The organism is uncultured Gardnerella sp. (genome assembly GCF_947280595.1).
Classification (GTDB): domain Bacteria; phylum Actinomycetota; class Actinomycetes; order Actinomycetales; family Bifidobacteriaceae; genus Bifidobacterium; species Bifidobacterium vaginale_A.
Map to the genome: position 1 here is coordinate 189,367 of NZ_CAMYOS010000001.1, position 25,390 is coordinate 214,756.

The 25,390-nt window shown below is 34.8% G+C and carries 18 protein-coding genes, 2 tRNA genes, 1 pseudogene and 1 riboswitch; of the genes and pseudogenes, 9 read left to right on the plus strand and 12 right to left on the minus strand.

The features are described 5' to 3' along the window. Positions 1-371: 371 nt before the first annotated feature. Positions 372-3,350 (minus strand): leucine--tRNA ligase, encoded by a 2,979-nt coding sequence (gene leuS / locus Q0X59_RS00795; protein WP_297642473.1) that lies wholly within the window; start codon positions 3,348-3,350, stop codon positions 372-374. Positions 3,351-3,562: 212 nt separating this feature from the next. On the opposite strand from leuS, the gene Q0X59_RS00800 reads away from it, so the two are divergent. The 3 genes from Q0X59_RS00800 (at position 3,563) to Q0X59_RS00810 (ending at position 7,004) form a co-directional block, all read left to right on the plus strand. Further along, positions 3,563-3,985 (plus strand): hypothetical protein, encoded by a 423-nt coding sequence (locus tag Q0X59_RS00800; RefSeq protein ID WP_297642475.1) that lies wholly within the window; start codon positions 3,563-3,565, stop codon positions 3,983-3,985. Positions 3,986-4,200: 215 nt separating this feature from the next. Beyond that, on the plus strand, positions 4,201-5,055 hold the full coding sequence (locus Q0X59_RS00805; RefSeq protein WP_297642477.1) for a fructosamine kinase family protein: 855 nt from the start codon (positions 4,201-4,203) through the stop codon (positions 5,053-5,055). A 119-nt stretch (positions 5,056-5,174) separates the two neighbouring features. Continuing rightward, on the plus strand, positions 5,175-7,004 hold the full coding sequence (locus tag Q0X59_RS00810; protein ID WP_297642479.1) for a hypothetical protein: 1,830 nt from the start codon (positions 5,175-5,177) through the stop codon (positions 7,002-7,004). Positions 7,005-7,199: 195 nt separating this feature from the next. On the opposite strand, the gene Q0X59_RS00815 is transcribed toward Q0X59_RS00810, so the two are convergent. Then, a complete protein-coding gene (locus Q0X59_RS00815; protein ID WP_297642481.1) occupies positions 7,200-9,014 on the minus strand; it encodes an AMP-dependent synthetase/ligase in 1,815 nt (604 codons plus the stop codon). A gap of 207 nt (positions 9,015-9,221) precedes the next feature. Then, positions 9,222-9,297 (minus strand) — tRNA-Asn (locus Q0X59_RS00820). Positions 9,298-9,788: 491 nt separating this feature from the next. On the opposite strand from Q0X59_RS00820, the gene Q0X59_RS00825 reads away from it, so the two are divergent. Both Q0X59_RS00825 and Q0X59_RS00830 read left to right on the plus strand, forming a co-directional pair. Beyond that, on the plus strand, positions 9,789-10,361 hold the full coding sequence (locus tag Q0X59_RS00825; protein ID WP_297642482.1) for a M23 family metallopeptidase: 573 nt from the start codon (positions 9,789-9,791) through the stop codon (positions 10,359-10,361). Between the two features lie 146 nt (positions 10,362-10,507). Continuing rightward, positions 10,508-11,407, plus strand: coding sequence for an ATPase (locus tag Q0X59_RS00830; protein ID WP_297642484.1), 900 nt, complete (start codon positions 10,508-10,510; stop codon positions 11,405-11,407). 90 nt (positions 11,408-11,497) lie between these two features. On the opposite strand, the gene Q0X59_RS00835 is transcribed toward Q0X59_RS00830, so the two are convergent. The 7 genes from Q0X59_RS00835 to lepA form a co-directional block, all read right to left on the minus strand. After that, positions 11,498-12,949, minus strand: coding sequence for an amino acid permease (locus Q0X59_RS00835; RefSeq protein ID WP_297642511.1), 1,452 nt, complete (start codon positions 12,947-12,949; stop codon positions 11,498-11,500). 70 nt (positions 12,950-13,019) lie between these two features. Further along, positions 13,020-13,209: riboswitch (Lysine riboswitch) on the minus strand. Between the two features lie 103 nt (positions 13,210-13,312). Beyond that, positions 13,313-13,948, minus strand: a complete 636-nt coding sequence (locus Q0X59_RS00840) for an ABC transporter ATP-binding protein (protein ID WP_075523224.1) — start codon at positions 13,946-13,948, stop codon at positions 13,313-13,315. Positions 13,949-14,045: 97 nt separating this feature from the next. Next, the gene (locus tag Q0X59_RS00845) at positions 14,046-15,425 is read right to left on the minus strand and encodes an ABC transporter permease (protein ID WP_103042989.1); all 1,380 of its coding nucleotides are present in this window, start codon (positions 15,423-15,425) and stop codon (positions 14,046-14,048) included. A 43-nt stretch (positions 15,426-15,468) separates the two neighbouring features. Beyond that, entirely contained in the window at positions 15,469-16,839 is a 1,371-nt protein-coding gene (locus tag Q0X59_RS00850; protein WP_297642486.1) for an FtsX-like permease family protein, read from the minus strand. A 416-nt stretch (positions 16,840-17,255) separates the two neighbouring features. Then, positions 17,256-17,711: a tripartite tricarboxylate transporter TctB family protein gene (locus tag Q0X59_RS00855; protein ID WP_075523227.1), complete on the minus strand. Its 456-nt coding sequence runs from the start codon at positions 17,709-17,711 to the stop codon at positions 17,256-17,258. A gap of 93 nt (positions 17,712-17,804) precedes the next feature. Next, a complete protein-coding gene (gene hemW / locus Q0X59_RS00860; RefSeq protein ID WP_297642513.1) occupies positions 17,805-19,133 on the minus strand; it encodes a radical SAM family heme chaperone HemW in 1,329 nt (442 codons plus the stop codon). 45 nt (positions 19,134-19,178) lie between these two features. Continuing rightward, on the minus strand, positions 19,179-21,059 hold the full coding sequence (lepA, locus tag Q0X59_RS00865; RefSeq protein ID WP_103042987.1) for a translation elongation factor 4: 1,881 nt from the start codon (positions 21,057-21,059) through the stop codon (positions 19,179-19,181). A 258-nt stretch (positions 21,060-21,317) separates the two neighbouring features. Here lepA and rpsT point away from each other — a divergent pair, with 258 nt between their 5' ends. From rpsT to Q0X59_RS00880, 3 genes are all read left to right on the plus strand, one after another. Further along, entirely contained in the window at positions 21,318-21,578 is a 261-nt protein-coding gene (gene rpsT / locus Q0X59_RS00870) for a 30S ribosomal protein S20 (protein WP_075523229.1), read from the plus strand. Positions 21,579-21,733: 155 nt separating this feature from the next. Further along, positions 21,734-22,825, plus strand: coding sequence for a hypothetical protein (locus tag Q0X59_RS00875; protein WP_297642489.1), 1,092 nt, complete (start codon positions 21,734-21,736; stop codon positions 22,823-22,825). Between the two features lie 275 nt (positions 22,826-23,100). Beyond that, positions 23,101-23,173 (plus strand) — tRNA-Ala (locus Q0X59_RS00880). Between the two features lie 194 nt (positions 23,174-23,367). On the opposite strand, the gene Q0X59_RS00885 is transcribed toward Q0X59_RS00880, so the two are convergent. Then, a complete protein-coding gene (locus Q0X59_RS00885) occupies positions 23,368-24,357 on the minus strand; it encodes a DMT family transporter (protein ID WP_297642491.1) in 990 nt (329 codons plus the stop codon). Positions 24,358-24,689: 332 nt separating this feature from the next. On the opposite strand from Q0X59_RS00885, the gene Q0X59_RS00890 reads away from it, so the two are divergent. Continuing rightward, positions 24,690-25,094 carry a pyridoxamine 5'-phosphate oxidase family protein gene (locus tag Q0X59_RS00890; protein ID WP_075523232.1) on the plus strand — a complete coding sequence of 135 codons (405 nt, stop codon included), beginning with the start codon at positions 24,690-24,692 and terminating at the stop codon, positions 25,092-25,094. A 149-nt stretch (positions 25,095-25,243) separates the two neighbouring features. On the opposite strand, the pseudogene Q0X59_RS00895 reads toward Q0X59_RS00890, so the two are convergent. Continuing rightward, positions 25,244-25,390, minus strand: a pseudogene (locus Q0X59_RS00895) (DUF3021 domain-containing protein); the annotation flags it as partial.

Genomic DNA, 25,390 nt, shown 5'->3' on the forward strand with positions numbered 1-25,390 from the left:
CCTTTAGCAATACTTCTTATAACTAATCCCCCAAAACCAAACTTTTACTTTCTTCGTAAACTTAAAAGTAATAAAAGTATTTATATTCGAATATATGAAAGAAATGAGAATATTTAAAGAAAAATCACTCTATGTGGTCAGAAGTTCATAAAACTACTATTTAAAACAAAATAGAAAATAGTTAATTCCGATAAACAAAAATACTTAACACTAACTTAAAAGATAATTAAGCACAACATATAAATACTTAACGCTAGATTAAAAGCATAAGCTTTAAAAAAATCTTTAATTTTGCATTAAAACTTACGCTTATCTACATCGTGTATCTCTACATGATATAGATAAGCGCAAGATAATCGTATAAATTACTACTAGTTTTCGTCAGGAACTATAGACACAATTTTAGGAGCTTTCACAATAACTTTTTTAGGAGCTTTTGTGCCTAAACGATCAGCAACAGCTTGTAAAGCAAGTTTTTCAAGCTCAGAAGCATCAATATTTGGATTAACTTCAAGTTTGGCTCGAACTTTACCTTTTACTTGAACAACTGCAACAACAGTATCAACTCCAACATATCTAGAATCAGTTTCCGGCCAATTCGCATGAGAAATAGACGTTGTATGCCCAAGCTTATTCCACATTTCTTCACAAATATGTGGAGCTATAGGAGAAAGCATCAAAATAAGTGGTTCTACAGCTTCACGAGGAACATGCTGCAAAGAAGTTATATGATTATTAAGAACAATAAGCTTAGCAATAGCAGTATTAGGACGCATTGCTTCCATTTCAACTGTCACATCAGCAATAGTGTTATTAAGAATTTTTAGAGTTTTATTGTCAAGCTTGCCGTCAGTTACTACGCACTCGCCTGTTTCTTCATTTACAACATTCCTCCATAAACGCTGTAAGAATCTCATTGAACCAACAACATTACTAGTATTCCACGGCCTAGATTCCGCAAGAGGACCCATGCTCATCTCATACAAACGGAATGTATCTGCACCATAATTCTCATACATGTCGTCTGGAGTAATAATATTCTTTAAGCTCTTGCCCATCTTTCCAAATTCGCGATTAACATGCTCACCATGCCAAGTAAAAGTTGGCTCACCATTAGAATCTGGAGCACCTTCTTCAACTTCAGCTGCAGGAACATATTGACCGCGATCATCTGTGTAAGCATAAGCTTGAATCATACCTTGATTAAACAAACGGTGGAAAGGCTCAGGAGTTCCAACATATCCTAAATCATATAAAGCTTTATGCCAGAATCTAGCATAAAGTAAGTGCAAAACAGCATGTTCTACACCACCAATATATAAATCAACGCCGCCAGCTTTAGAATTTTGCTCAGATTTTACACCCATCCAATACTTATATTCTTCTGAATCAACCATATGTTCAGAATCATTAGGATTAAGGTAACGCATGTAATACCAGCAAGATCCAGCCCAGTTTGGCATAGTATTTGTATCTCGATAATAAGTTTTTACTCCATCACCAAGATCCAGCTGCACTTTCACCCAATCATCATTACGACTTAAAGGAGCTTCAGGCTCAGAATTTGCATCATCTGGAGCATACGTTTTAGGCTGATAATCAGGAACATCTGGAAGAGAAATAGGCAATTGAGAATCTGGAAGCAAATACGCAACACCATCTTCATCATAAACAATTGGGAATGGCTCACCCCAATAACGTTGACGAGAAAATAGCCAATCACGAAGACGATAAGAAACTCTGCCTTTACCAACACCAGCAGATTCAAGCCAAGCATTTACTTTTTCTATTGCATCATCAACACGTAATCCGTTAATAGACAATGCATCTTGGAGTTTATACGTGTGCTCTACTTCAGAATTTATAACAATACCATCATGAGAAACAAAAGGAGCTTTACCTTCATAATCTGAAAGTTTTTCATCGCAATCATCGAGAGGCTTAACAGTGTAAATTACAGGCAATCCGAAAGCTTTAGCGAAATCATAATCGCGCTGATCGCCTCCAGGAACAGCCATGATTGCACCAGTACCGTAATCCATAAGCACATAATCTGCAACGAAAATTGGCAGCTTAGCACCAGTTACAGGATTGATAGCATAAAGACCAGTGAACAAACCAGTTTTAACACCAGCATCCTCAGTACGATCCTTTGCTGTTTTTGCTCTACTTTGAGCTTGATACTCAGCTAAACCTTCTTTAAGATTTGTATAACCACCCTTCCAACTTTCAGGAACATCATCATTCCAACTTTCAGGAACGTTTTCAAGCAAAGGATGATCAACTGAAACAACTGCAAAAGTAGTACCAAAAATCGTATCTGGACGAGTAGTATAAACTTCTAAATCACGAGTTTTACTATCAGCGCATTCAACATCAAAATGAACAGATGCACCATGAGATTCACCAATCCAATTTCGTTGCATAAGCTTTACTTTTTCTGGCCAATCAATTGTAGAAAGATCTTCAACTAGACGATGACCATAAGCAGTAATGCGCATTGACCACTGACGAAGATTACGCTGAAATACTGGGAAATTACCACGCTCAGACTTGCCTTCAGCAGTAACTTCCTCATTCGCAAGAACAGTTCCTAATCCCGGACACCAATTAACAGGAGATTTAGAAATATAAGCAATCCTAAAATTATTAAGTACATCAAACTTATCTAACTTACTTAAATCTTCCCAATTTTTTCCTTCAAAACCAGGAATTTCACGACTACCTTCTTTAAACTCACCAATAAGTTCTTTAATAGGACGCGCAGAACCCTTACCACCATCAGAGCGCACAAAATCAGGATCATACCAAGCATCATAAAGTTTAGAGAAAATCCATTGAGTCCATCGAACGTAATTTTCATCAATTGTTGCAAAAGATCTACGATTATCAAAACTCAATCCCATGCGATGCAATTGACGACGCATATTAGCAATATTCGCTTCAGTAGTAATACGAGGATGCTGACCTGTTTGAACTGCATACTGCTCAGCAGGCAAGCCAAATGCGTCATAGCCCATAGCATGTAATACGTTTTCACCCTTCATTCTGTGATAACGACTAACTACATCAGTTGCCAAATAACCTAATGGATGACCAACATGCAGACCTTTGCCAGATGGATATGGGAACATATCCATAGCGAAGAAAGCTGGACGACCATTAGCATTATTGCCATCTCCATCTTTCAAATCGCCTTTAACGTTTGCAGCCCAAAATGTGCCTTTTTCATCCCATATTTTCTGCCAACGCTTCTCAATATCTTGAGCTAACTGAGCATTATATCGAAATGCTGGCTCTAAAGAAGTATTATTTTCAGATGTTTCATGGCTATTATTGTTGTCGTTCATAAATAAGGACTATAGCGAGTCATATCGTCATTTTGCAACACTTTTTACAAGTTTAATAAATAAAAAGTATAATAGAACAAAAATTTTATTGTTATTATAATGAAATTTGCTTTGATTATCTTTATACAACAAAGAATTGCTAAAATTATTAAATAAACACTGATAATATTACTAAATATTATTTATACAAATAAAACACGAGGAATTTATTTATGAAAGTACAAAAAAATACTCTTCTATTGATCGCTTGTATTGTATGGTTAATCGCAGGATTAAATATACTTCGCATAGGACTTTTAGCGTACACAGAGTATCTATCTATAATCAACTATGGTTTATCTTTAATAGTTTTTGCAATATTTCACGTATTCATTTTTAATAAGTTAGTAAAAAAACATACTGCAAGAATCACTTCTTATACAGAAAAACAATTCTTCCTAAAATTCTTTGACGTAAAATCATTCGCAATTATGGCTTTTATGATGACTGGAGGAATACTTTTAAGAGCAAGCAACATTGCTCCAGAACAATTTATTGCAATATTTTACACTGGATTAGGAAGTGCATTATCTTTAGCTGGAATACTTTTTGGATACAACTTCTTTAAAGCTTCATTTAGAAAAATCAACAAATAATAAAAGTAATATAAATACTAGAAGTAATTGAACATCATAAACAATAATTAAATATCATAAACAAACAGTAATAGAACATCATAAAATCGTAAAACATAAAACAGTAATAAACAGTAATAAACAATTAAAATATTAGAATTACAAACAATTAGAAGTAGAATGTAATTCTAAGAAATAAGTATTAAAACATAAAACTTAAAAATTAGAAGGTTGCTATGAACAACAATGTATATAGAAAAAGCAGATCATACGCACCGAAGCGATTCTTTGAGTGCGAAGGCAAAGGATTAGAGTGGCTGAATGAAGCTCACAGCCATGGAGGTCCTAAAGTTGCAAAAGTATACGATTGGGGTTCAGACTACCTAAACATCGAGCGAATCGAAATATCTAGACCTACTGCTTTATCTGCATACAAATTTGGAGCTTCTTTAGCTCATATGCACGATTATGGAGCTAAATTTTTTGGAGAACCTCCAGCTAATTACGATGGAACATGCTATTTTGGACCTCTTTGCGATCCTGTAAAAATGGACACAGGATCTTGGGATAACGTGATTGATTATTTAGCAGATGGAAGAATGCGTCCAATGGTAAAGCTTGCAATTGAAAGAGGAGCATTAACTAAAGACGACTTAGATCTCACTAATCGCGTTATAGATGCACTTCCAGATCTGCTTGGTAAATCTAGCGAAGATAAACCTGCACGCGTTCACGGAGATTTATGGAGTGGAAACGTGCTATGGACTAAAAGTAATGAAGACGATTTAAATATAAACAGCAAATTAAACGCTCAAGATACAAACACAGATTCTGTTGAAGCAGTTCTTATTGACCCTGCAGCGCATGGAGGGCATAGAGAAGAAGATTTATCTATGTTACAACTGTTCGGAATTAGTTATTTCAAACAAATCTTAGATGGATATCAATCTGTACATCCTCTTAAAGCTGGCTTTGAAAAGAGAACTACAATATGGCAATTGTATCCTATTGCTGGCCATTGCGTATTCTTTTCAGGTGGTTACGTTTCAGAATATCGAGATATGTGCATGAGTTTACTTCGCAATGCTTAATTCGATAAATATTCTTATGACACGCCACGAAAGTAATTAAACATACGAGCAATACGTATAAAATAGCATAAGTTAAAAATACTTGTTTTATTCTTTAAACTAATGGAAGGCATTACAGTATGATTCGCTTGCGTAAACCATTACATCGTATAGTTGCAATGCTTGTAACTATAGTTATGCTTTTTATGACAACTGGATGCAATACATCTACACAACAAAGTAATACAAAAGCAAATAATTCATCGGCAGCAAGCGGAAATGTAGTTATTTTTACTCCATCAGACGGTATTTCATTAACTAGAAATACTCCTTTAAGTACTTGGGACTCATTAGTTCCAGAAATCGTAAAATCACTAAAATCACACGGCTTTAACGAATCAAAAATTGAATTACATTCTTCATCAAGTTTGCACGAACAAAGTCAATCAATCCAAGATTATGTAGTAAATAAAATTGAAAAGAAAAAAGAGAAAAGTATTGAAGATAATTCAAATAATAAAAAAATAAAAAATAAAAATAAAGATAATAAAGATAATAAAGATAATAAAGATTCGCAAACTACTATTATTGTTGCTCCTTTCACTAACAAGAACGGCAATAACAACTACGGAGATTACGCTACACAACCAGAAGATGAATCATACTTAAATTCTAAAATTGAAGAAAAAACAAAACAGAAATCCAATAAAAAACCCCAAAATGTAAAAGATTCAAAAGATTCAAAAGACTCTCAAGACTCTAAGAATAACGAAAATTACGAAGAATCAAATGATAAAAAATTAGATTATGAAGCAGAAAACAGAATATCAACATCGTTGAAATTAGCTCAAAAATCAGGTATTCACGTAATAGTTTTATCTCGAATGATCAAAAATTTTGAGCCAGATGCATTAGTTAATTTTTCTACAGCTGAAAGAATTGGAGAAGCTCAAGCTAAAGCATTAGTTGAAAAATTAGCTTTATATAGAGCAACAAGCAATAATCCAAAATCTATTGAAGTTCTTTTACCATGCAATCAAAATCATTTCTCTTCAAAAAATGAAAACAGCGAAAATGCTAAAAGCAGCGAAGATGAAAAAGACACTAAAGACAACAAAGACTCAAACGATGAGTACAATACAGATGAATTTGCTCACCATGCTTTTATAGGAATTTGGAGAATATTACAACCATATTTTTCAGAAGGCACATTAGTTTCACCATCCGGAAAGCTTAACGCAAAAGTGACAGATCAAGATTGGTCCAACGTTGCTTTTTACGCGAATAACGCAGACTCTGTTAAAAAAGAATTATCGAAAAGATTAGTTAAACACGAAGGAATTTTAGAAGACAAATATGTCCATATTGATGGAATTATTGCATTAGACGATAATACTGCTTCAAAAACAGAAAAGACATTAACTGATTTTGGATATAAAGGAAGTGCAGCAGATATTAACCCTTCAATAACTATTAAAGACGTTATTGGAAATATTATTGGCAATATTATTGGAAAACGCAATCTAAATAAACAACCTGTTCCTCAACCACAAATAAAAAGTAACAAAAATAATAAAAATGATTCAAATAATAAAAATGATTTAGACACTGACACTAACAGCAAGAACAATAACAGTGACGAATCAAATAAAAATGATAATTCAACATTTAAATGGCCTATAATAACTGGCTATGGAGCATATAAATATGCTCTACCAAATATAGTAAATGGAAAGCAATGGATTACAACTATCGAGCATAAGCAAGAAGCTGCTTTCGATATTGCAAAAGCGTGCAAAGAATTAAATCAAACAGGTAAATTAGAAATAAATAAACGAATGTCAACTATTGTAATAAACAATAAGCAAATAGCACTTTATACAGAAAATATTCTTGCTGTAAGTGCAACAAATCTAAAAGCAAGACTTATTGATCCAGGATACGTAAGTCTTGCAGATGCTGGATTATAAGCATTGATTATTAAAAAGCACTTACTTAAAGATTAGTGAGAGCCAAGTAGCGCTTATCGATTAACTATTATCAATAAGCGATCAGCGATTAGCTATAATCAAGTAGTAATTAACTACAATCGAATAGTAATTAACTACCATCGAACTCGCAAGTCAACAAACTAGCGAACTCGCAAAGCTTAATCTACTAGCTAATCACTTGCTCTTGCGTGGAGCGTAAATCACTTGCTCAATCAAGTCTTTATAGTGTTCAACTACTGCTTTTCTTCTAGCTTTCATACTTGGAGTAATAAGCCCATTCTTTTGAGTAAATTCTTCTGCAACAATTTCAAAGCGCCTAATTGATTCAGCACGAGAAACCATAGTATTCGCTTTCAAAACAGCTCTCTCAACTTCGCAACGAACAATAGAATTCCTAGATGCTTCAGCAAGAGATGCAACAGGCAAAGCACCTTTTTGTTTCAACCATGAATTTACTTCTGCTAAATCTAGAGAAATAATAGCTGCAACAAAAGGCTTTCTATCACCTATAACTACGCATTGAGATATAACAGGAGAAGTCATAATAGACGCTTCTAAAGGACCAGGAGATAAATTCTTTCCACCTGCTGTGATAATAAGATCTTTCTTACGACCAGTGATTCTCACAAAACCATCACTATCCAAAGAAGCAAAATCGCCTGTATGCAACCATCCATTCACAATCTGCTTTTCAGTAATCTCAGGATGATTGTGATACCCTTTGCAAACAGCAGGGCTTTTAATACATAACTCGCCTTCATCGTCAATTGCGACCGTTACGCCTTTAACAGGCAAGCCAACAGTACCAATGCGATACCCAACTGTAGGGTTAACCATAGAAGGAGCGCATGTTTCAGTCATACCATATCCTTCTAGCAAAGGAAGACCTACACCATTAAAGAAATGCGCTATTGATAAATCGAGTGGAGCTCCACCAGAAACAGCGTATTCAACTGATCCTCCAAAAACTTGCAAAATTGACTTGTACACTAGCTTTTTGAAAATAGAATGGCTTAATGCTAATACCGGAGAAATAAGCGATGTAGATTGTTGAGCTTTAGACCATTGAATAGCAACAGAAGCAGCACGAGCGAAAATAAATCCTTTTATACCTCTACCAGCTTTTTGTGAAGCAGCGTTATAAATTTTTTCAAAAATACGAGGTACACCCAATATGAATGTCGGTTTAAATGTTTTGAAATCAGAAAGAATTGTTTTCAAATTACTTGTTAATCCAAGCGTCACATTTCCTGCAAAACAGAAAAATTGCATGAATCTAGCAAAAACATGAGCTAAAGGCAAAAACAGTAGCAATCTTGCATCTTTTTTCATAGCAATATCTGGCATAGAAATTACTCCAGATTTAGCTATAAAAACAAAATTACTATGAGATAACTCTATTCCTTTAGGTTCTCCAGTAGAGCCTGAAGTATATACGATTGTTGCCAAATCATCACCAACAATCGCACTCTCACGCTCATAAAATTCAGCATCAGTAACAGCTTTACCATATTCTATGCAAGCATCAAGCGCATCACGAGAAATAACGTATACATCTTTTACACTTGGGACTTGATCTTTAATGTTCAAAACTTTTTCTTGCATCTCTGGCGATTCTACGAATACTGAACATACGTTAGAATCGTTAAAAATCGTCATCATTTGAGCTTGTGAATTCGTTTCATAAACTGGTACAGTCAAAGCACCAATAGACATAATTGCTAAATCTAGAACAGTCCATTGCCAAGAAGTATGTGCAATAATCGACACAGAATCACCAGGCATAATCCCGCGAGCAATTAAACCTTTTGCAACGCAAACAACTTTGTTTCTAAATTCTTTTGCACTAAAAGATTGCCATTTACCTGACTCATCAATATATTCAACTAATGGATCATCAGGATGACGTTCAACACGATCTTCAAGAATAGAAAATATATTAGCATCATATTCAATGTGCTCATTAAGCGGACGAGAATATTCTTGCATAACGCTCCCTTTAGATCGTGAATCATTTCACTTTTAGTAGATTGCACTAACATTCTATACAAAACTAAGTATCTTGGCTTATAGCTTAAATATCTTACATTTTTGGGAAATAACTCGAAATAACACTACACTTTTGAAGTAATGCAATAAGCATGTGTAGACGCAAAAATTCATATAACAAAAAACCACCGCGTAAACGGTGGTTAATGGCTCCTGCGGCTGGGCTTGAACCAGCGACCATTCGATTAACAGTCGAACGCTCTGCCAACTGAGCTACGCAGGAATATCCTTTGTGTTTAGCTGTGTGCTGTGCACAAGACATTTATATTACACGGATTTTTTTGATATGCAAATTTTCTTAGTTTTGGCGTGTCGCGTTTCGTCAACTTTCACTAACATCCGTCAATCAACTTACTTCATCAACATCTGACAATAACTGTAAAAACCCACAAATAACCATCAACATACACAAACCTCTGACCACAATAGCTAGATTTGTTTCCATTTTTGTAAATCTTGATTCATAATCATATAAATTTCTATTTATTATCTGCTTTATATGAACTTGAATATTAAAGGTTGGTGTCAATGTTGAATAAAAGTTACATTAGAGAGAATTATTTAAATTGTTTAAAAAAGATTTTGGGAATACGTTTACAAACTTATACGCAAAAATCTCATCTCAATCATAAAAATCATAAGTTTATATGCACAATATCAATTTCAATAATTTTGTTGATTTGGCTAATTGCTTTAATAATTTGCTATTTTAACATGAACAACTTGATTATTTTAGACTCAAACAATTATAAAAGAGAAACTTTTACATCACACAATACTTGCAATAAGATTACTAACGCAAATTACAAGCAAATATTTGTAAACGATAAGAAACCATTCATAAACGGCATATGTGAAGCAAGTATGAACTGGCCAGTTAAACAAGTCGAAGTATTGCGTCCTTTTTACTCGCCAGTTAAGCCCTGGATGCCTGGACACAGAGGAGTTGATTTAGAAGCATTAGAAGGAACTGAGATTTTCGCACCAGCAGATGGAATTGTAAGTTTTTCTGGAAAAGTAGCAAATAAAAAAGTTGTAAGCATTAAGCACGGGTACATTACTTCAACTTTTGAACCTGCGCTAACAGATATGCATGTAGGAGAATCTGTAAAACGAGGACAATTCATTGGTTATGTGTCTATCGGATCTGATCATTGCGATAATTCATGCGTTCAATGGGGACTTAAAATAAGTCGTAATATTTACGAAGATCCTGAGATTAAAGCATCTATGAGAAGAATAGTATGGAAAAGCTTAGAATCGAAAGATAAACAAGATATTTCGTAAGCTCTCTATACGATTCCTAACAAAAGCTAATATCCGAAAAAATTTATAAAGCATATACAAACATAAATACTATGTCGTAAAATATTCTTAATGCGTTATTTGCTACACATGTTCGAATAACACGATTAACAAGTAGAGGAATACATATGGCAACAAAAGTTTCACTTGGAGCATCCGCAAAGAAAAGACAACTTATAAAATTTATAGTTGGAATAGTTGTGCTTGCAATTGCGATTTCATCTTTAGGTGCATTTTGGTACATAAGACAATCATCAAGAGTAAAAGAAGCACGTCGCCAATGTGAAGAACAAGTAGCGCAAGTTTCAAAAGCTCGTAAATCCTATGAAAAGCTTGTAAATAATCAACTTTTAATAAACTTATCTCATCAAGATAATGATGATAGTAAAAAACTATCTGAAATGCTTGAAGAAAAATCTCCTAGTATAGTTGCGTGCAATGCGAATTCGATTGAAGATTTAGGCTCTCGCAACGCTGAAGCTTTAGCAGCATTGCAATGGTATTCAAATAAGTCAACAGATATACGCGCTCTAGCTGTGTCTTTAGTTAAAGAGATGAACGATAAACAAGATCAAAATAAAGATAATAGCCAAGAAGAACAAAAGAAAGAAGATTCCAGCAAGAGCAATAAGCAGGATTCAAAGAAACCTGATAAGCAAACAAAAACCAATAAAAATAAACCAAATAAGCGCAAAACAAAACAAGAAGAACAAAAATCTAAAACAAAACAAACACATAAACAAGAAAATAAAGGTAACAAAGGCGGATCTCAAGATCCAACTAAACCAAAAAAGCCTGAAACTCCGAAAGATCCAGAGCCAGCTAAACCAAAAAAGCCTGAAACTACGAAAGATCCAGAGCCAGCTAAACCAAAAAAGCCTGAAACTCCGAAAGATCCAGCTAAGCCTGCTCCTCCAGTGCAACCAGCTCCTCCAGCACCTACTCCAGAGCCAGCTAAACCAAAGAAGCCTGTAGATCCTCCACAACCAGATCCTAAAGTTCCACCTGCTAAAAGTAAAACTAAATAAAAGCTAAATATTACTGACTTAAAAATAAAAGATAATATGTTTGATGCCTTGCAACGTAAGTCGCAAGGCATCAAACATATATAAATCAAATCACTTATTTTTAAGATTTACTTCTTTAAGAGGAATTACTTTAGTATGATTCTTAATTTTATATGCTAAATAAAACACAATGAATAACGGAACAGACATATAAGTAATTCCAATTCCTTGCCAATTAAGCTTACTAAATGATTCTAAATCTTGCCCTACTATAACAAGCACGCATAATAAGAACGCAATAATCGGACCAAACGGATACCATTTTGCTTTATATTTAAGGCTATCTAATGAATTACCTTGAGCTAAATAAGCTTTGCGGAACCTATAATGAGATGCAGCTATACCAGCCCAAGCAATAAAACCTGTTAATCCACTTGCTGCTACTAAGAATAAGTAAATATTGGATTCAAAAATACTCATAAAGAATGTAACCAATGCAACTGCAAATGTTAAAAGCAAAGCTGGAATTGGAACTCCATGTAAATTAACTTTTCCAAATATCTTAGGAGCATGTCCTTCTTTAGATAACGCATATAACATTCTAGTAGACGCATACATTCCAGAATTGGCTGCAGAAATTACAGAAGTTAAAACAACAGCATTCATAACTGTTGCAGCAAGACTCATACCAGCTCTTTCAAAAACAGTAGTAAACGGGCTCATAGCTATATCTTTTACGTCTGAGCCAAGCAAACTAGGGCTAGTATAAGGAATAATGCACGCAATAATGAAAATAGCAAGAATATAAAATAGCAATATACGCCAAAATACTTGTTTAACAGCTTTTGGAATACTCTTCTCTGGAGTAGCTGATTCACCAGCTGTAATACCAATAAGCTCAGTTCCTTGGAATGAGAATCCAGCTATAGCAAATGCGCTCAACACAGCAGGAACACCTCCTACAAAAGGCGCATCCTTATACGTGAAATTAGTCAAAAAAGGCGCTTTATTATTAAAAATACCTACGATTGTTAGCATTCCAACAATAATAAAGAATATAACTGCAATGACTTTAATAATTGAAAGCCAATATTCAGTTTCGCCAAAAGAGCTTACAGTAAGAACATTTATTAAAAATATTATTAACAAAATTGCTAACGAAAATACCCATAACGGCACATTATGAAACCAATATCTTAACACTATTGCTGCTGTACTAACATCTACAGCAACAGTAATCGCCCAATTAAACCAATAATTCCAACCCATAGCAAAACCTAAAGCTGGATCAATAAACTTTCCAGAATATGATGCAAAAGATCCACTAATCGGCATAAAAGTAGCTAATTCTCCAAGCGAAGTCATAAGAAAATAAACCATAATGCCAATTGCGCCATAAGCTAACAACGCACCACCTGGACCAGACATATGAATAGTAGCACCGCTAGCAACAAACAAGCCTGTGCCAATACTTCCACCAAGCGCAATCATAGAAATATGGCGAGTTTTAAGACTGCGCTTTACTTCACCACTTACAATATGAGAATCATTTATTCCATGGATTTGTGACGAGTTTGAACTGTGTTCCACGTTTCCTCCTTTATAACTCTCAGAGGTAAACAAGCACAGCATGCATGTCGATAGCTCTCCGCAGCAATACGCCGAATATACTGCGACAGTATTTGACTTATTAAATCAAATCCCAACTTACGAATAAGAAAGAATTATCGTAAATTTCGGCATTCTCCCCTTTCACCAATAATCTTCGCAACTTTCAAGCTCATATTGGATACTTTTGTCGAATGCAACCTCTGATCGATGTGTTTATTATTAGCACAACTGAAGACAAAACATGCAATTTAATGAAGCTTAGTCTAATATTTATAAAATATTAGACTAAAGAATCAAAGAACAAACTCTATAAAATCATTTTAAAATAAGCCTCTTCTTTTTAAGAACTAATTTTACATCCGCAGCAGATGCAACTTCAGATGAATGCGTAACAACAATTACGCACTTTCCACGTTTATGAGCAGCATCACGAAGCAAAGAAATAACTTCACAAGTCGTATCAGGATCTAAGCTTCCTGTAGGCTCATCAGCTAAAATAACTGGAGAAGAAGAAACAAGCGCACGAGCAATTGCAACACGTTGCTGTTGACCACCTGAAAGTTGCGTAATATTACGAGTCGACTCTTGTTTACTCAGACCTAACTCATATAAAACATCGATTTTCGCTTTAGGATCTACAAGTCTTAAATTTTCTAGCGGAGTTAAATAATCAATAAGATTAAAACTTTGAAAAACTAAAGAAACATGCTTTCTTCTATGGTTAGCATATCCAGTACTTGCAATATCTTCACCGTTGAAAAGAACACTACCTTTACTAGGAGAATCTAAACCAGCTAACAAAGATAATATTGTTGACTTTCCAGAACCAGATGGTCCTGTTATGCTATACATCTTACTTGATTCAAATACAGCATTAACTTCGCGAAGAACAGCTATATTTGCAGGACCATAAGAATATTCAACATTATTCAACTCTAATAAATTTTTCATAATCACTCCTTTTATCGCAATAATTCATTATTAAAATTTTTATGCAAAAATAAATTAAATTAAAATATTTTCATAAATTTTGTCTATATACCTACTTTTAACTCATAGAACTTAAAACAGAGCGAGGCTTAGAAACAAATAATGGAATCAACGCAAGCAGCAACGCAAGGATCGCCATAATGAATCCTAAAAGCAACGCAAATACAGTTTGACTAAACGGCAATATTGGAATATGCAATGACGAAATAGAAGAATCTGAAATACTCGAAAGCATCACATGCCCTATTGAGCGTGAAGAAAACGCACCAAATACAAGAGATAAGCATGCTGAAACTAAAGAAATAATAATAATTTCAAAAATCATTTGAGCAGCTATAGAAACTTTATGAATGCCAAGAGCTACAAATACTCCTATTTCATGAACGCGAGAGCGCACAAAGAAAACAAGCACCAATATTAAAATCAATATTCCAACTAATCCGAGAATCACAAAAATCATAGTTACCATTGATTTAACTGATTTTACAGATTGCAATACAGCACTAAAACGAGATGAATTATCTTCAACATCAAATTTTCCTTTTGATATTTTTCTTGCTTCAATAAGAGCATTATGCAATAAATCATCACTACTCATAACGCATCTAACAGAATTTATAGATCTAGTTGAGCTAAGAGTAAAAGCTGTTTCAATATCTGTAAAAATTTTATTCTCCGAAATATCATATGGCATAATTCCTTTAATTTGCGTTTTGCCAGAAAATATGCCAACTACCGATACTTTCACATTCCGATTACCTTGATTAAGAGTAATTTCAGAACCTATTCGAAGATTATTCTTATCAGCAAAAGCTTTATGCACGATCGCACTATGAGAACTTTGAGAATCAATATGCTTTCCAGATTCAAGATTATACAAACCTTCTTGGAATCCAGATGCTAGCTTAGAAGATGTTGTTCCAATAACACCTTCATATGATTTTAATTTATCATTATCTAATCTAAGCCCAGAAGAAACCGTTACAAGTTGCATTCCACGAGCATAAGCAAGAGTTTCAGACTCATAAGAGCTTGTTTTCACGCCTTTTATTGATGAAAACATTTTAGCTTTCTCTAAACTAATTCCAAATTGAGAATTATTTACAGAGCTACTAACTTTATTAGTTTCACTAGAATTACTTGAATCAGAATTACTTGACGCAGAATTACTTGAATCAGAGCCAGCCGCTTCTAAATCAGCAACTTCAGATTTATTTACATTACTATCTGAATTACTTTTAGAATAAACGTTGAAACCTAATCCAATATTATTATTTATATTTTCTTGAACGCATTCGATAGCAGCAATCACACCTGCTTGAGAAACTAAAGAAGTCAATACTAAAGTAATAATCAACATTAACATAGCGCTTCTTCTAGGCTTCCTTACAACAGAAATCCAAGACCTATGTAACACAGTTTTTATTGGTTGATACATTTCATTCCTTGAAAAATACACAGTTTTATAAAATTTATAAAAACTATTTTTGCATTCCCAACAACTCTTTAGGAGTTTTCTTTAATATTGGCAAACTTGATATAAATACTGCAATTACGACTACGAAAACAATAATTAAAGATGTAATTACAATACAATTCAAGTCAACACTAACAATAAGTTTATCTATTGTTCTTGTTGCCATACTTGACTCAAGATTTCCACCAGCTTGACCCATATTACTCAATTCACTAGCAGAAGAACTGTTGACAGAATTTAATGCAGAGCTTCCCATCCATTTGGAAACAAACAATGACATGCAATATCCAACTATGATTGAGAAAATTGATATAAAAAGAATCTCACTAATATATTGGAAAATAATCGAAATTTTCTTTACTCCAATAGAAATTAGCACTCCCATTTCTTTGCGTCTTTCATTAAGATACAAAAGCAAAACCAATCCTAAAGCAATAATTGCGAAGACGATAACAGCTATAGTCGTAACGTTCATCATAGAACGAACACCTTTAGCAGCAGATATTAGACCAGAAACAAATTGATCATTCCTAGTTAATTGATATGATTGCAAATCAATATTCAAATAAGACGCCTTTTTTATAATTTGATTTGCATCATAACCATGTTTAACAAAGAAAATTGCATCCTGATATATTTCTTTTTGAGGCTCATACTTATAAAGCTCTCTAGTGGTTTTCAAATCAGTGTAAATAGTATTCGCAGTAAGTTCCGCTCTTGTTGCAACACTTCGATTATTAGCGCCACCAAATATACCAACAATAGTAGTTGTGACACTTTCTTTAGATTGATTAACATTATCTGCATCATACGGATTAGCTTTTAAAATAAGCTTATCGCCTATGTGTAAATTATTTAATTTAGCTAAATCCTCATGAATAAATGAAGTATGAGAATCATTTGAATTTATATGCCTTCCTTTAACTAAAGAAATCGTTTTAGTCACAAAAGCATTTAGAGAAGCAGAATCATTTGTTCCTTCTAAATTAACAGCATTACCGAATTGTTTTTCGCGCTTTGAATCATAATCCTTGACTCCTTTAATACGCGCAGCTTTAGCATCAACTAAATCAGCAGTAACATTTTGGCGAACTACATACGAGGAAATTCCGGAAATTTTAGAAATTTTAGCTACGTCTTCAGGCTTTACTGTGCCAGCTCCCCTAGGAGTTCCAGTATTAAATTGAGGATTATTAGAAAGAACAAAACTAGACGAAGATTGACTTTCTACTTTTTCACTTTCTCTAAGAGATGCAAAACTAACAGCTTGAGAAGATAATAATAGCGTTGAGATTAAAGTAAGAATAGCAAAAATTATCAAACTCTTAATGCGCTTTCTTGCAATATATCGAATTGCGCGAGAAATAAATGTCATAAAATGCCTTTCTCCACTGAAATACATTACACGGAATATTTTTATAATTTATTTACATACTTTCTATTATTTATATCATTATTCACTTATTAAAGTAAAACTTTTACTTTAATATATCGAAAAAGACTAACATATATAACCTTAAGAAATCATTTGAATAAACTGTTTATTTACTCGGAATATATATGAAAATTTTTGAGAACGTACTATTACAACAAAGAAATATCAATACATTATAACAAATTGCCACGTTGTAGATTTTGTTCCACAACACAAGATTTTGTCCTACAACTCTATTTTTGTGCATATAGTGCGAGCGCAAAAAATAAAGCTTAATAATATCGAGAAATATTATTAAGCAATATTATTAAGCAATATTATTAAGCAATACTTGTTATTTTGATAACTCAAAATAATTAAAGCGCTGTGCCATGATCATCCAGACGAGGATTTCCTTTAGCATTACCAATTGTAAAGAACAAGCCAAAAACTCCAATAGTAAACAATACCGATACTGTAATAACAAGTGAAATAGGCTGATTCTTAAACCACATAAGCACAAAGAATGCGAAAGCAGAAATCAAAATCACAGCCCATGAGAACACGCTTATAACTTTACGAACAGCATTGAAAGTTTCATCACCGCAGTTAGCACGGCGAACTGCGCGCGTAAATTTCTCTTCTTCAGCTGTAACATTTGATGTAGGCTTCCATTCTCCATTTTTATATGATGAAAGTCTTCTAGAACGATCTTGAAGAATATACTCGTCAAGCATTCCACCACGACCGCGCCCTTTAGTTTGATCATATTGAGATGGGATTCCTTTGCGACTTTGCTTATCCCTAGCACGACGTTCTTTCCTGTTCGCCATGATCTATTTCCTTTCTACGCTCGTTTCATGCAATATAACAATATAGTATCGCATACAAGAGCCATGCTTGGAACTTCTTCTAAAGAATTAGATTTAGCGTGTTGCTTTACCATCTTCGCAAGCATCAACAATTTTTTCTATTAAAAGATCATTAAGCAATCTGCCTTTTCTTGTAGCTACAAGACATCCTTCATTCAAATTTGCTAAACCTTCTTCGACTACTTCACAAATAGCCATTTTCAAATACGAATCATCAAAATTATTATTATTTCTATTACAGCTATTACGCATTTTCTTTTTAAGATTTTCTATATCAAGACCATCTCTAATCCTGAGCCCAAGCATAACTTCTTCAATCAAAGCATCTTCTTCGTTTATACACTCATAGTTTTGCCATGGAACATTTCCAGAGTTAATCGCATGAGCCCAATGTTTTGGATGTAAAATATCCCATGATCGAAGATTATAATTTTTATTCAAATCCGCTTTCAAAGCATTTGAATCCATACTTTGTTTTGAGAGCATTGAAACTTTGTTATAATGCGAGTGAGCTCCAGGACCAATACCTGCCCAATCAATATTCTTCCAATAACCTAGATTGTGTATAGATTCAAATCCTGAACGCGCCCAATTAGAAATTTCATACCATGAAAATCCTGAAGATGAAAACAGTTCATCTGCTATCTCGTATTTTTGAGCTTCATCATCATCATTTGGAGCTTCAATAATACCTTTAGAAATCTGGCGACCCATTTTAGTATGTGACTCAACAGTTAGGGCATAAGCTGAAATATGATTAACACCCAAACTTAAAGCCATTTCTACTGACTTTTTCCAATCAAACAAACTCTCACCAGGAGCGCCATAAATAAGATCAACACTGGAACGCAAACCACAATCTCTAGCAGCATTTACTCCACGAGCGACATTTTCTGGAGTATGCGTACGGTCAAGAGTTTTTAGAACATGTGGCACTGCAGATTGCATTCCAAACGATATTCTTGTAAAACCACCATCTTTAAGCTCTGAAATATATGCTTCATCTACAGTATCTGGATTTGCTTCAGTAGTAATTTCAGCATTTTTAGATATACCCCAAAGATTCTTCACTTCTTTAAAAATTCGCACTAGATCACGCGCTTTAAGAACAGTAGGAGTTCCACCTCCAAAGAAAACAGATTGCACTTCAGGCTCACAAATTCCATGAAATTCTTGCCATTTACGTACAAGATTCATTTCGCGAATCGCAATATCCGCATATCCTTCCCTGCTAGCGCCTTCACCCATATCGCTCGCAGTATATGTATTAAAATCGCAATATCCGCAGCGTCTTAAGCAAAAAGGAACGTGAATATATACTTCAAACGGCGTATGCATATTCAATAATTGGAGCGAATCTGCTTTAATTTTGCAATTACTCATATCGCAACTATTCGCATCTTTACTTACTTCAGATTCCAACACACATCAGCCTTCAGATTTTTGAGCAGCGCGAATCTTATCTTTAGTATCTCTGTCGTTTGCACTTTCATCTGTTGACAATGCTGCAACGAATGCTTCTTGAGGAACTTCAACATGACCAAGCATCTTCATTCGTTTCTTACCAGCTTTCTGCTTTTCAAGTAGCTTGCGTTTACGAGTAATATCTCCGCCATAACACTTTGCAAGCACATCTTTACGAAGAGCACGAATAGTTTCACGCGCGATTATACGAGATCCAATTGCAGCTTGTATTGGAATCTCGAACTGCTGACGTGGAATAAGACCACGAAGTTTCTTAGTCATCATAACGCCATATGAATAAGCTTTATCGCGATGCACAATCGCACTAAAAGCATCAACTTTATCGCCTTGAATAAGAATATCGACCTTAACTAAATCAGCAGATTGCTCACCATCTTCATGATAATCAAGAGAAGCATAACCTTTCGTACGACTTTTAAGTTGATCGAAGAAGTCGAAAACAATCTCCGCAAGAGGTAGTCGGTAATGCATTTCCACGCGATCGGAACTAATGTATTCCATTGTTCCCATCTCACCTCGATGCTCTTGACATAAGTCCATTACAGCGCCAATAAATTCTTTCGGCGTAATAATATCAGCAGCAACCATTGGCTCAATAATTCGCTTAATCTTGCCTTCTGGGAATTCGCTAGGATTCGTTACATGATGCTCTGTTCCATCTTCGCTTGTCACGTCGTAAGTCACGTTAGGAGCAGTAGAAATAAGATCCAAGCCAAATTCACGACTTAAGCGTTCAGAAACAATCTCCATATGAAGAAGTCCTAAGAATCCACATCTAAAACCAAAACCTAACGCAACTGACGTTTCAGGCTCGTAAATAAGAGCAGCATCATTAAGCTTAAGCTTATCAAGAGCATCTCTAAGCTCAGGGAATTGAGCGTTATCAATCGGGAACAAGCCTGCATAAACCATAGGCTTTGGATCACGATATCCTTCTAAAGGCTCAGTCGCAGGATTTGCAGCAGAAGTAATAGTGTCGCCAACTTTAGACTGGCTAACATCTTTTGCACCTGTAATAACATAACCTACTTCTCCAGCTCCAAGCGCCTTAGTAGGAGTCATGTCTGGGCTAATAACACCAATTTCAATCGGATCGTGCGTCATGCTAATGCCCATCATATGAAGTTTTTCGCGCGATTTTAATTCTCCATCAACCATACGAATATATGTGACGATTCCGCGATAAGAATCATAAACAGAGTCAAAAATAAGAGCACGAGCAGGAGCAGCTGGATCGCCATGCGGAGAAGGAACTTCTAACACAATTTGATCTAGCAAATCCTTCACGCCTTCACCAGTTTTTCCAGAAACTCTTAGAACATCTTCCTTCTTGCAACCAATAAGACCAGCTATTTCTTCAGCATGTTTATCTGGCTCAGCGCTAGGTAAATCAATTTTATTAAGAACAGGAATAATAGTTAAATCATGATCGATTGCCATATAAAGATTAGAAAGAGTCTGTGCTTCAATCCCCTGTGTTGCATCAACAAGCAATACAGCACCTTCACAAGCTGCAAGCGCGCGCGAAACTTCATAAGTAAAATCAACATGTCCTGGAGTATCAATCATTCCAAGAGAATACTCTTTGCCTTCAAAAGTCCATGGAACTCTCACAGCCTGAGATTTAATAGTAATACCGCGCTCTTGCTCAATATCCATACGATCTAAGAAACGATCTCTCATCTCTCGCTCTGGAACTATTCCGGAAAGTTGCAAAATACGATCAGCTACAGTAGATTTGCCATGATCGATATGCGCAATAATGCAGAAATTGCGTATCAACGATTGATCCGTAAATCCTGGCTGGTTATGCGATGTAATCAAAGCAAATATCTCCTTCTATACGTGCTAATAAGTCAAATACGATGCAACATAGTAAAATTTATAATCACAAATATAAGAATATGTAATCCAAAAATTCACAACTATGCTGCAAGTAAACTATATTACCTTAATATTAGTCATTTGCGAACAATATGAAATTATCTACACTAATCAATTTCATAAAAACAATTTATCCTACAATCATGCTATGCTTTCCCTCTGTATGTCCTTATATAGCAAACGTCGTTTGGAGTAACAGTGGCAAACATCAAGTCGCAGAAGAAGCGCGTGCTCACTAACGAGAAAGCGCATAAGCGTAACGTAGCCGTTAAGTCGGCTTTGAAAACCGCTATCCGCGCTACTCGCGAAGCTATCGCCGCCGGTGACAAAGCTTTAGCTGAAACTGCTTTCGCAGTCGCAGCTAAGAAGCTTGACAAGGCTGCAGGTCGTGGCGTGATTCACAAGAATCAGGCTGCTAACCGTAAGTCTGCTCTCGCCCTCGCGATTAACGCTCTGTGAGGTTCGTGCATGTAACTGCATGCAGACTAGAGTTTATTGCAATCCTCGTTACTTAAATGTAGCGAGGATTCTTTTTATAATTATTAGTTGCATAATTGTGTATAATTCTTTAGTATTATCAGCGTTACATAATAATTTCGTTTAAGGTAGTACTCGTGAAGAACTTCTTCAAAGGCATATCATTTATACAAGTACTCGCAGGCTCTCTTGCAGCAGTAACATCACTCTTATTGTCGTCAAAAATTGGAATAGCAGGATCTGTAATTGGAGCTGCAATAGGTTCAATAGTATCTGCTGTAGCATCGCAATTTTATCAAAATCTTATACGTGCTTCAAAAGAAAAAATCCAAAACCTGAGCCGCACATCTAATAAAATAGACGACACTGAGATTATGCAAACAATTGGAGATGAAAACATGACCAATATTGCAAACTTAGTAAATGACAGTAATAACAATAATAAAACACATAAAGCACGCACGATTAGCTCAGAAGCGTATGAAGAAAGTATTAACAACACTCGCGTTATGGAACTTGCATCAATTCGAGAACAACGCGAAGAAGATATGGAACTTTCAGAGGGTTCAGATGAGCCTATTGCACTTTCAAAAGCACTACAAAATTCACAAAATTATACAAATTCATATAATCGCAATAATTCATACAATAACGAAAACGGCAATAGCGACATAGCCGAAAATAAATATAAAAAATTGGTAATAATTGTAGCAATATTAAGTGCTTTAGTTGCTGTGATTATAACAGCAGGAGCAATATTATTATTAACTCAAGGAAAAGGCACAGATAACATAAATCAGCCTATAGAACAGCAAAACACGAATCAAAATCAGAAGAATTATAAACAAAAGAAAAATCGGGAAGGAAATAATACAGAAAATCCTTCAAATAATGATTATGAGGATTCAAACGATTCTAACGATTCACACGAAAAATCTAAAGATTCTGAACCTGGATCAGAATCGAATACTAATAATAGTACAACGCGTAATAATGAAAATGATCCAAATCATAGTTCTCAAACAGATACAAATGGACAATCTAATGGAGAAAGTTCTACAGAGGATTCTTCCGGATCTCAATCATCTTCAGAATCTGGATCTCAAGATGACTCTTCAGGATCTATTGGAGGATCTGGAAGCTCATCAGGATCTATTGGAGGATCTAGCTCATCTTCAGGATCTGGAAGCTCCTCTACTAAAGGAAACTCTGGAACAGGTAGTAACTAATATGCCTAAAAGCAATTGATTAAATGATTAAATGATTGTGTAATTAGGTAATTTAGTAAGTGGATGATTGATTGATTAAATTGATTGATTGATTAAATAAATAAATCTTAAAGTGAAAGAAATAAAAACAATAGTAAAAAAAAACGAAAATATATTAAGAATACTAGCAATTGCATCTACGACTAGATATAAAACTATACGACACGCCGCATTTGGATAAAAAGAAGATTTGTTGTATTCTATCAAAGGTTCGTTTGAACTGTATATTTAAAAACGGGGCTATGGCGCAGCTGGTAGCGCATCTCCATGGCATGGAGGGGGTCGGGGGTTCGAATCCCCCTAGCTCCACAAACAGGGTTTCTAGCAAATCACTAGGAGCCCTTTTTCATACTAAAAGCCCTTGAAATATCAACATTTTAAGCAAAAACAGAAACAAACTTATAAAGTTATTCAGCGTTTTCGTTCGTAGAAAATAAAAAAATGCTTACAATCCAAAATCTGGATTGTAAGCAAAACAATGTTACAAAACTTAAGATTAGCATTTAAGTTACAGGCAACAATGCAACACAATCTTTCTCTTTCGTATTATTTTGAGTATTCTTAATAATCTTTTTATGCGCTATATGCTCAGAAAGACTAGCAAGCAAAATAGCAGCAAAGATTAAAGCAAACCCAACAAAAGCCATATAAGTTACACGCTCACCATAAAGCAAACTTGAAAAAACCAATGTAAACAAACTCTCTGTGCACATAATCACAGAAGCATTAGCTGTAGAAAGATAAACAAGACTATAATTTTGCATAATCTGCGCAACTACAGTTACAACAACAATCAAATAGAACATATTGAAAATAGTGCCTAATTGAGTGCATTCACTAAAGTTTGGTAATGGCTCACTAATAACAGCTCCAGCTAAAAATAGAACTCCTGAAACAACGAATTGACCAAAGGTTAATGTTATAGGATTATATTTTCGCGAATAATAAGCCAAAAAAGTAAGATTAAACGCGAATGCAGCAGCGCACGCTAAAGTCAAAAAATCACCATTAGAGAATGCTAATGCGAACATACCTGGCTTCAAAGCAACAAAACCAACACCTACTACGCACGTGAAAGCTGCAACAATGCCTAGAACAGTAGGCTTCTTTTTAATAATAAGCCATGCAGAAAATGGCGCAATCACACAATACGCGGCAGTAAGAAATGCACTTCTACCAGGATCAACCCAACGCAAACCTTCAGTTTGCAATACAAGCGTTGCGTAATACGTAATTCCTGTTAATAAAGAAGGAATAATCAACTTAGACGTAAAAGTTTTACGAATAGTCTTAAAGAAAATCACGCCCATTATTAAGCATGCGCCGATCATGCGCACACCCATAAGCCATTGAGGGTGAAAAACATTAAGAGCATATTTTGAAGAAACATAGCTACCGCCCCAAATCGCAGCACAAGTTAGCAACATGATTCGAGCAATATTTACGCTCATTCGATTAGACTGCCTTGGTTGAACATCATTCTGTATACTCATGTCACTCCTTCCAATTCTATGCCTTAAATTTTTCTTTAAGTTGGCAAAAATGCTTTATAAAATCATAAGAATATACACAAATAAAGGAAAAGTACAGCTCTTCAGCGTTTTTTTGTAAAATTTCCGAAATTTCACCCCAAACAACAGTCGTATTATGTAAATAGACTTTATATATTTCGGAATCGGTGATTTATATCACAACTTTGAAATTTTTTACGTTAAGCTCTCGTATACAATCCACAATAAGCGTAATGTATCAATAAAGATTACTTGTAACTTAATTGCATAAAATAAATATAATGAATGCAATTAAAAATATAGAAAGGAATATTATGGCAAAGCTCACAGATGATATGAAAGATTTTATTGCAAATAATTTAGCTTGGATCGCAACGATTAGTAAAGATGGCGAGCTTGATTTAGGGCCAAAAATGTCTATGTTCGTACTTGATGACAATCACCTTGCCTACCATGAACGCACTGCAGGACAGCATTTTAAGAACTTACAAGACGGAAGCCAGCTAGTAGTTGCGTTTGCTAATTTAGCAGAAAAGAAAGGCTATCGCTTCCGCGGAACTGTAACTCTTCACACAGATGACGCGATTTACGAGGAGCAAGTGCGAATTGCAGAAGAAAAAGGCACAAAAAAGCCTGCAGCAGTTCCAGTTATGGAAATTAGCGAAATTCAAGATTTAACTTCTGGAGCTAATGCAGGTAAAACAATAACAAAAGACTAATTCTTAAAAATTATATTGCAAAACGCCGAATTAGTACGTTTTCAACAAGCGTCATACAATATCGAGTGGCGTTCGTCCTCAAAGGCGAAGATGAACACCACTCAATTCTTATTCGACTATTCTTATTCGACTATTTAGTTGTAACTAATTTACTTATTTTCTTTACGCAATGCTTGCAATCTAGCGTTCATTTCTTCCGCTTTCTTCTTCTCGAAGTAATAAATTATTGCAGCAATCGCAATCGGGAAAATAACAGTGAACGCAATCCATCCGCAAATCACAGCTGGCTCATCTTT

Bases quoted from the DNA above. Each gene is read 5' to 3' on its own strand.
- Q0X59_RS00845 (WP_103042989.1), bottom strand. From the start codon at position 15,425: ATGTATCAACCAATAAAAACTGTGTTACATAGGTCTTGGATTTCTGTT.
- Q0X59_RS00840 (WP_075523224.1), bottom strand. From the start codon at position 13,948: ATGAAAAATTTATTAGAGTTGAATAATGTTGAATATTCTTATGGTCCT.
- leuS (WP_297642473.1), bottom strand. From the start codon at position 3,350: ATGAACGACAACAATAATAGCCATGAAACATCTGAAAATAATACTTCT.
- Q0X59_RS00850 (WP_297642486.1), bottom strand. From the start codon at position 16,839: ATGACATTTATTTCTCGCGCAATTCGATATATTGCAAGAAAGCGCATT.
- Q0X59_RS00890 (WP_075523232.1), top strand. From the start codon at position 24,690: ATGGCAAAGCTCACAGATGATATGAAAGATTTTATTGCAAATAATTTA.
- Q0X59_RS00855 (WP_075523227.1), bottom strand. From the start codon at position 17,711: ATGGCGAACAGGAAAGAACGTCGTGCTAGGGATAAGCAAAGTCGCAAA.
- Q0X59_RS00815 (WP_297642481.1), bottom strand. From the start codon at position 9,014: ATGCAAGAATATTCTCGTCCGCTTAATGAGCACATTGAATATGATGCT.
- hemW (WP_297642513.1), bottom strand. From the start codon at position 19,133: ATGAGTAATTGCAAAATTAAAGCAGATTCGCTCCAATTATTGAATATG.
- Q0X59_RS00800 (WP_297642475.1), top strand. From the start codon at position 3,563: ATGAAAGTACAAAAAAATACTCTTCTATTGATCGCTTGTATTGTATGG.
- Q0X59_RS00885 (WP_297642491.1), bottom strand. From the start codon at position 24,357: ATGAGTATACAGAATGATGTTCAACCAAGGCAGTCTAATCGAATGAGC.
- Q0X59_RS00830 (WP_297642484.1), top strand. From the start codon at position 10,508: ATGGCAACAAAAGTTTCACTTGGAGCATCCGCAAAGAAAAGACAACTT.
- Q0X59_RS00825 (WP_297642482.1), top strand. From the start codon at position 9,789: ATGAACAACTTGATTATTTTAGACTCAAACAATTATAAAAGAGAAACT.
- Q0X59_RS00805 (WP_297642477.1), top strand. From the start codon at position 4,201: ATGAACAACAATGTATATAGAAAAAGCAGATCATACGCACCGAAGCGA.
- Q0X59_RS00810 (WP_297642479.1), top strand. From the start codon at position 5,175: ATGATTCGCTTGCGTAAACCATTACATCGTATAGTTGCAATGCTTGTA.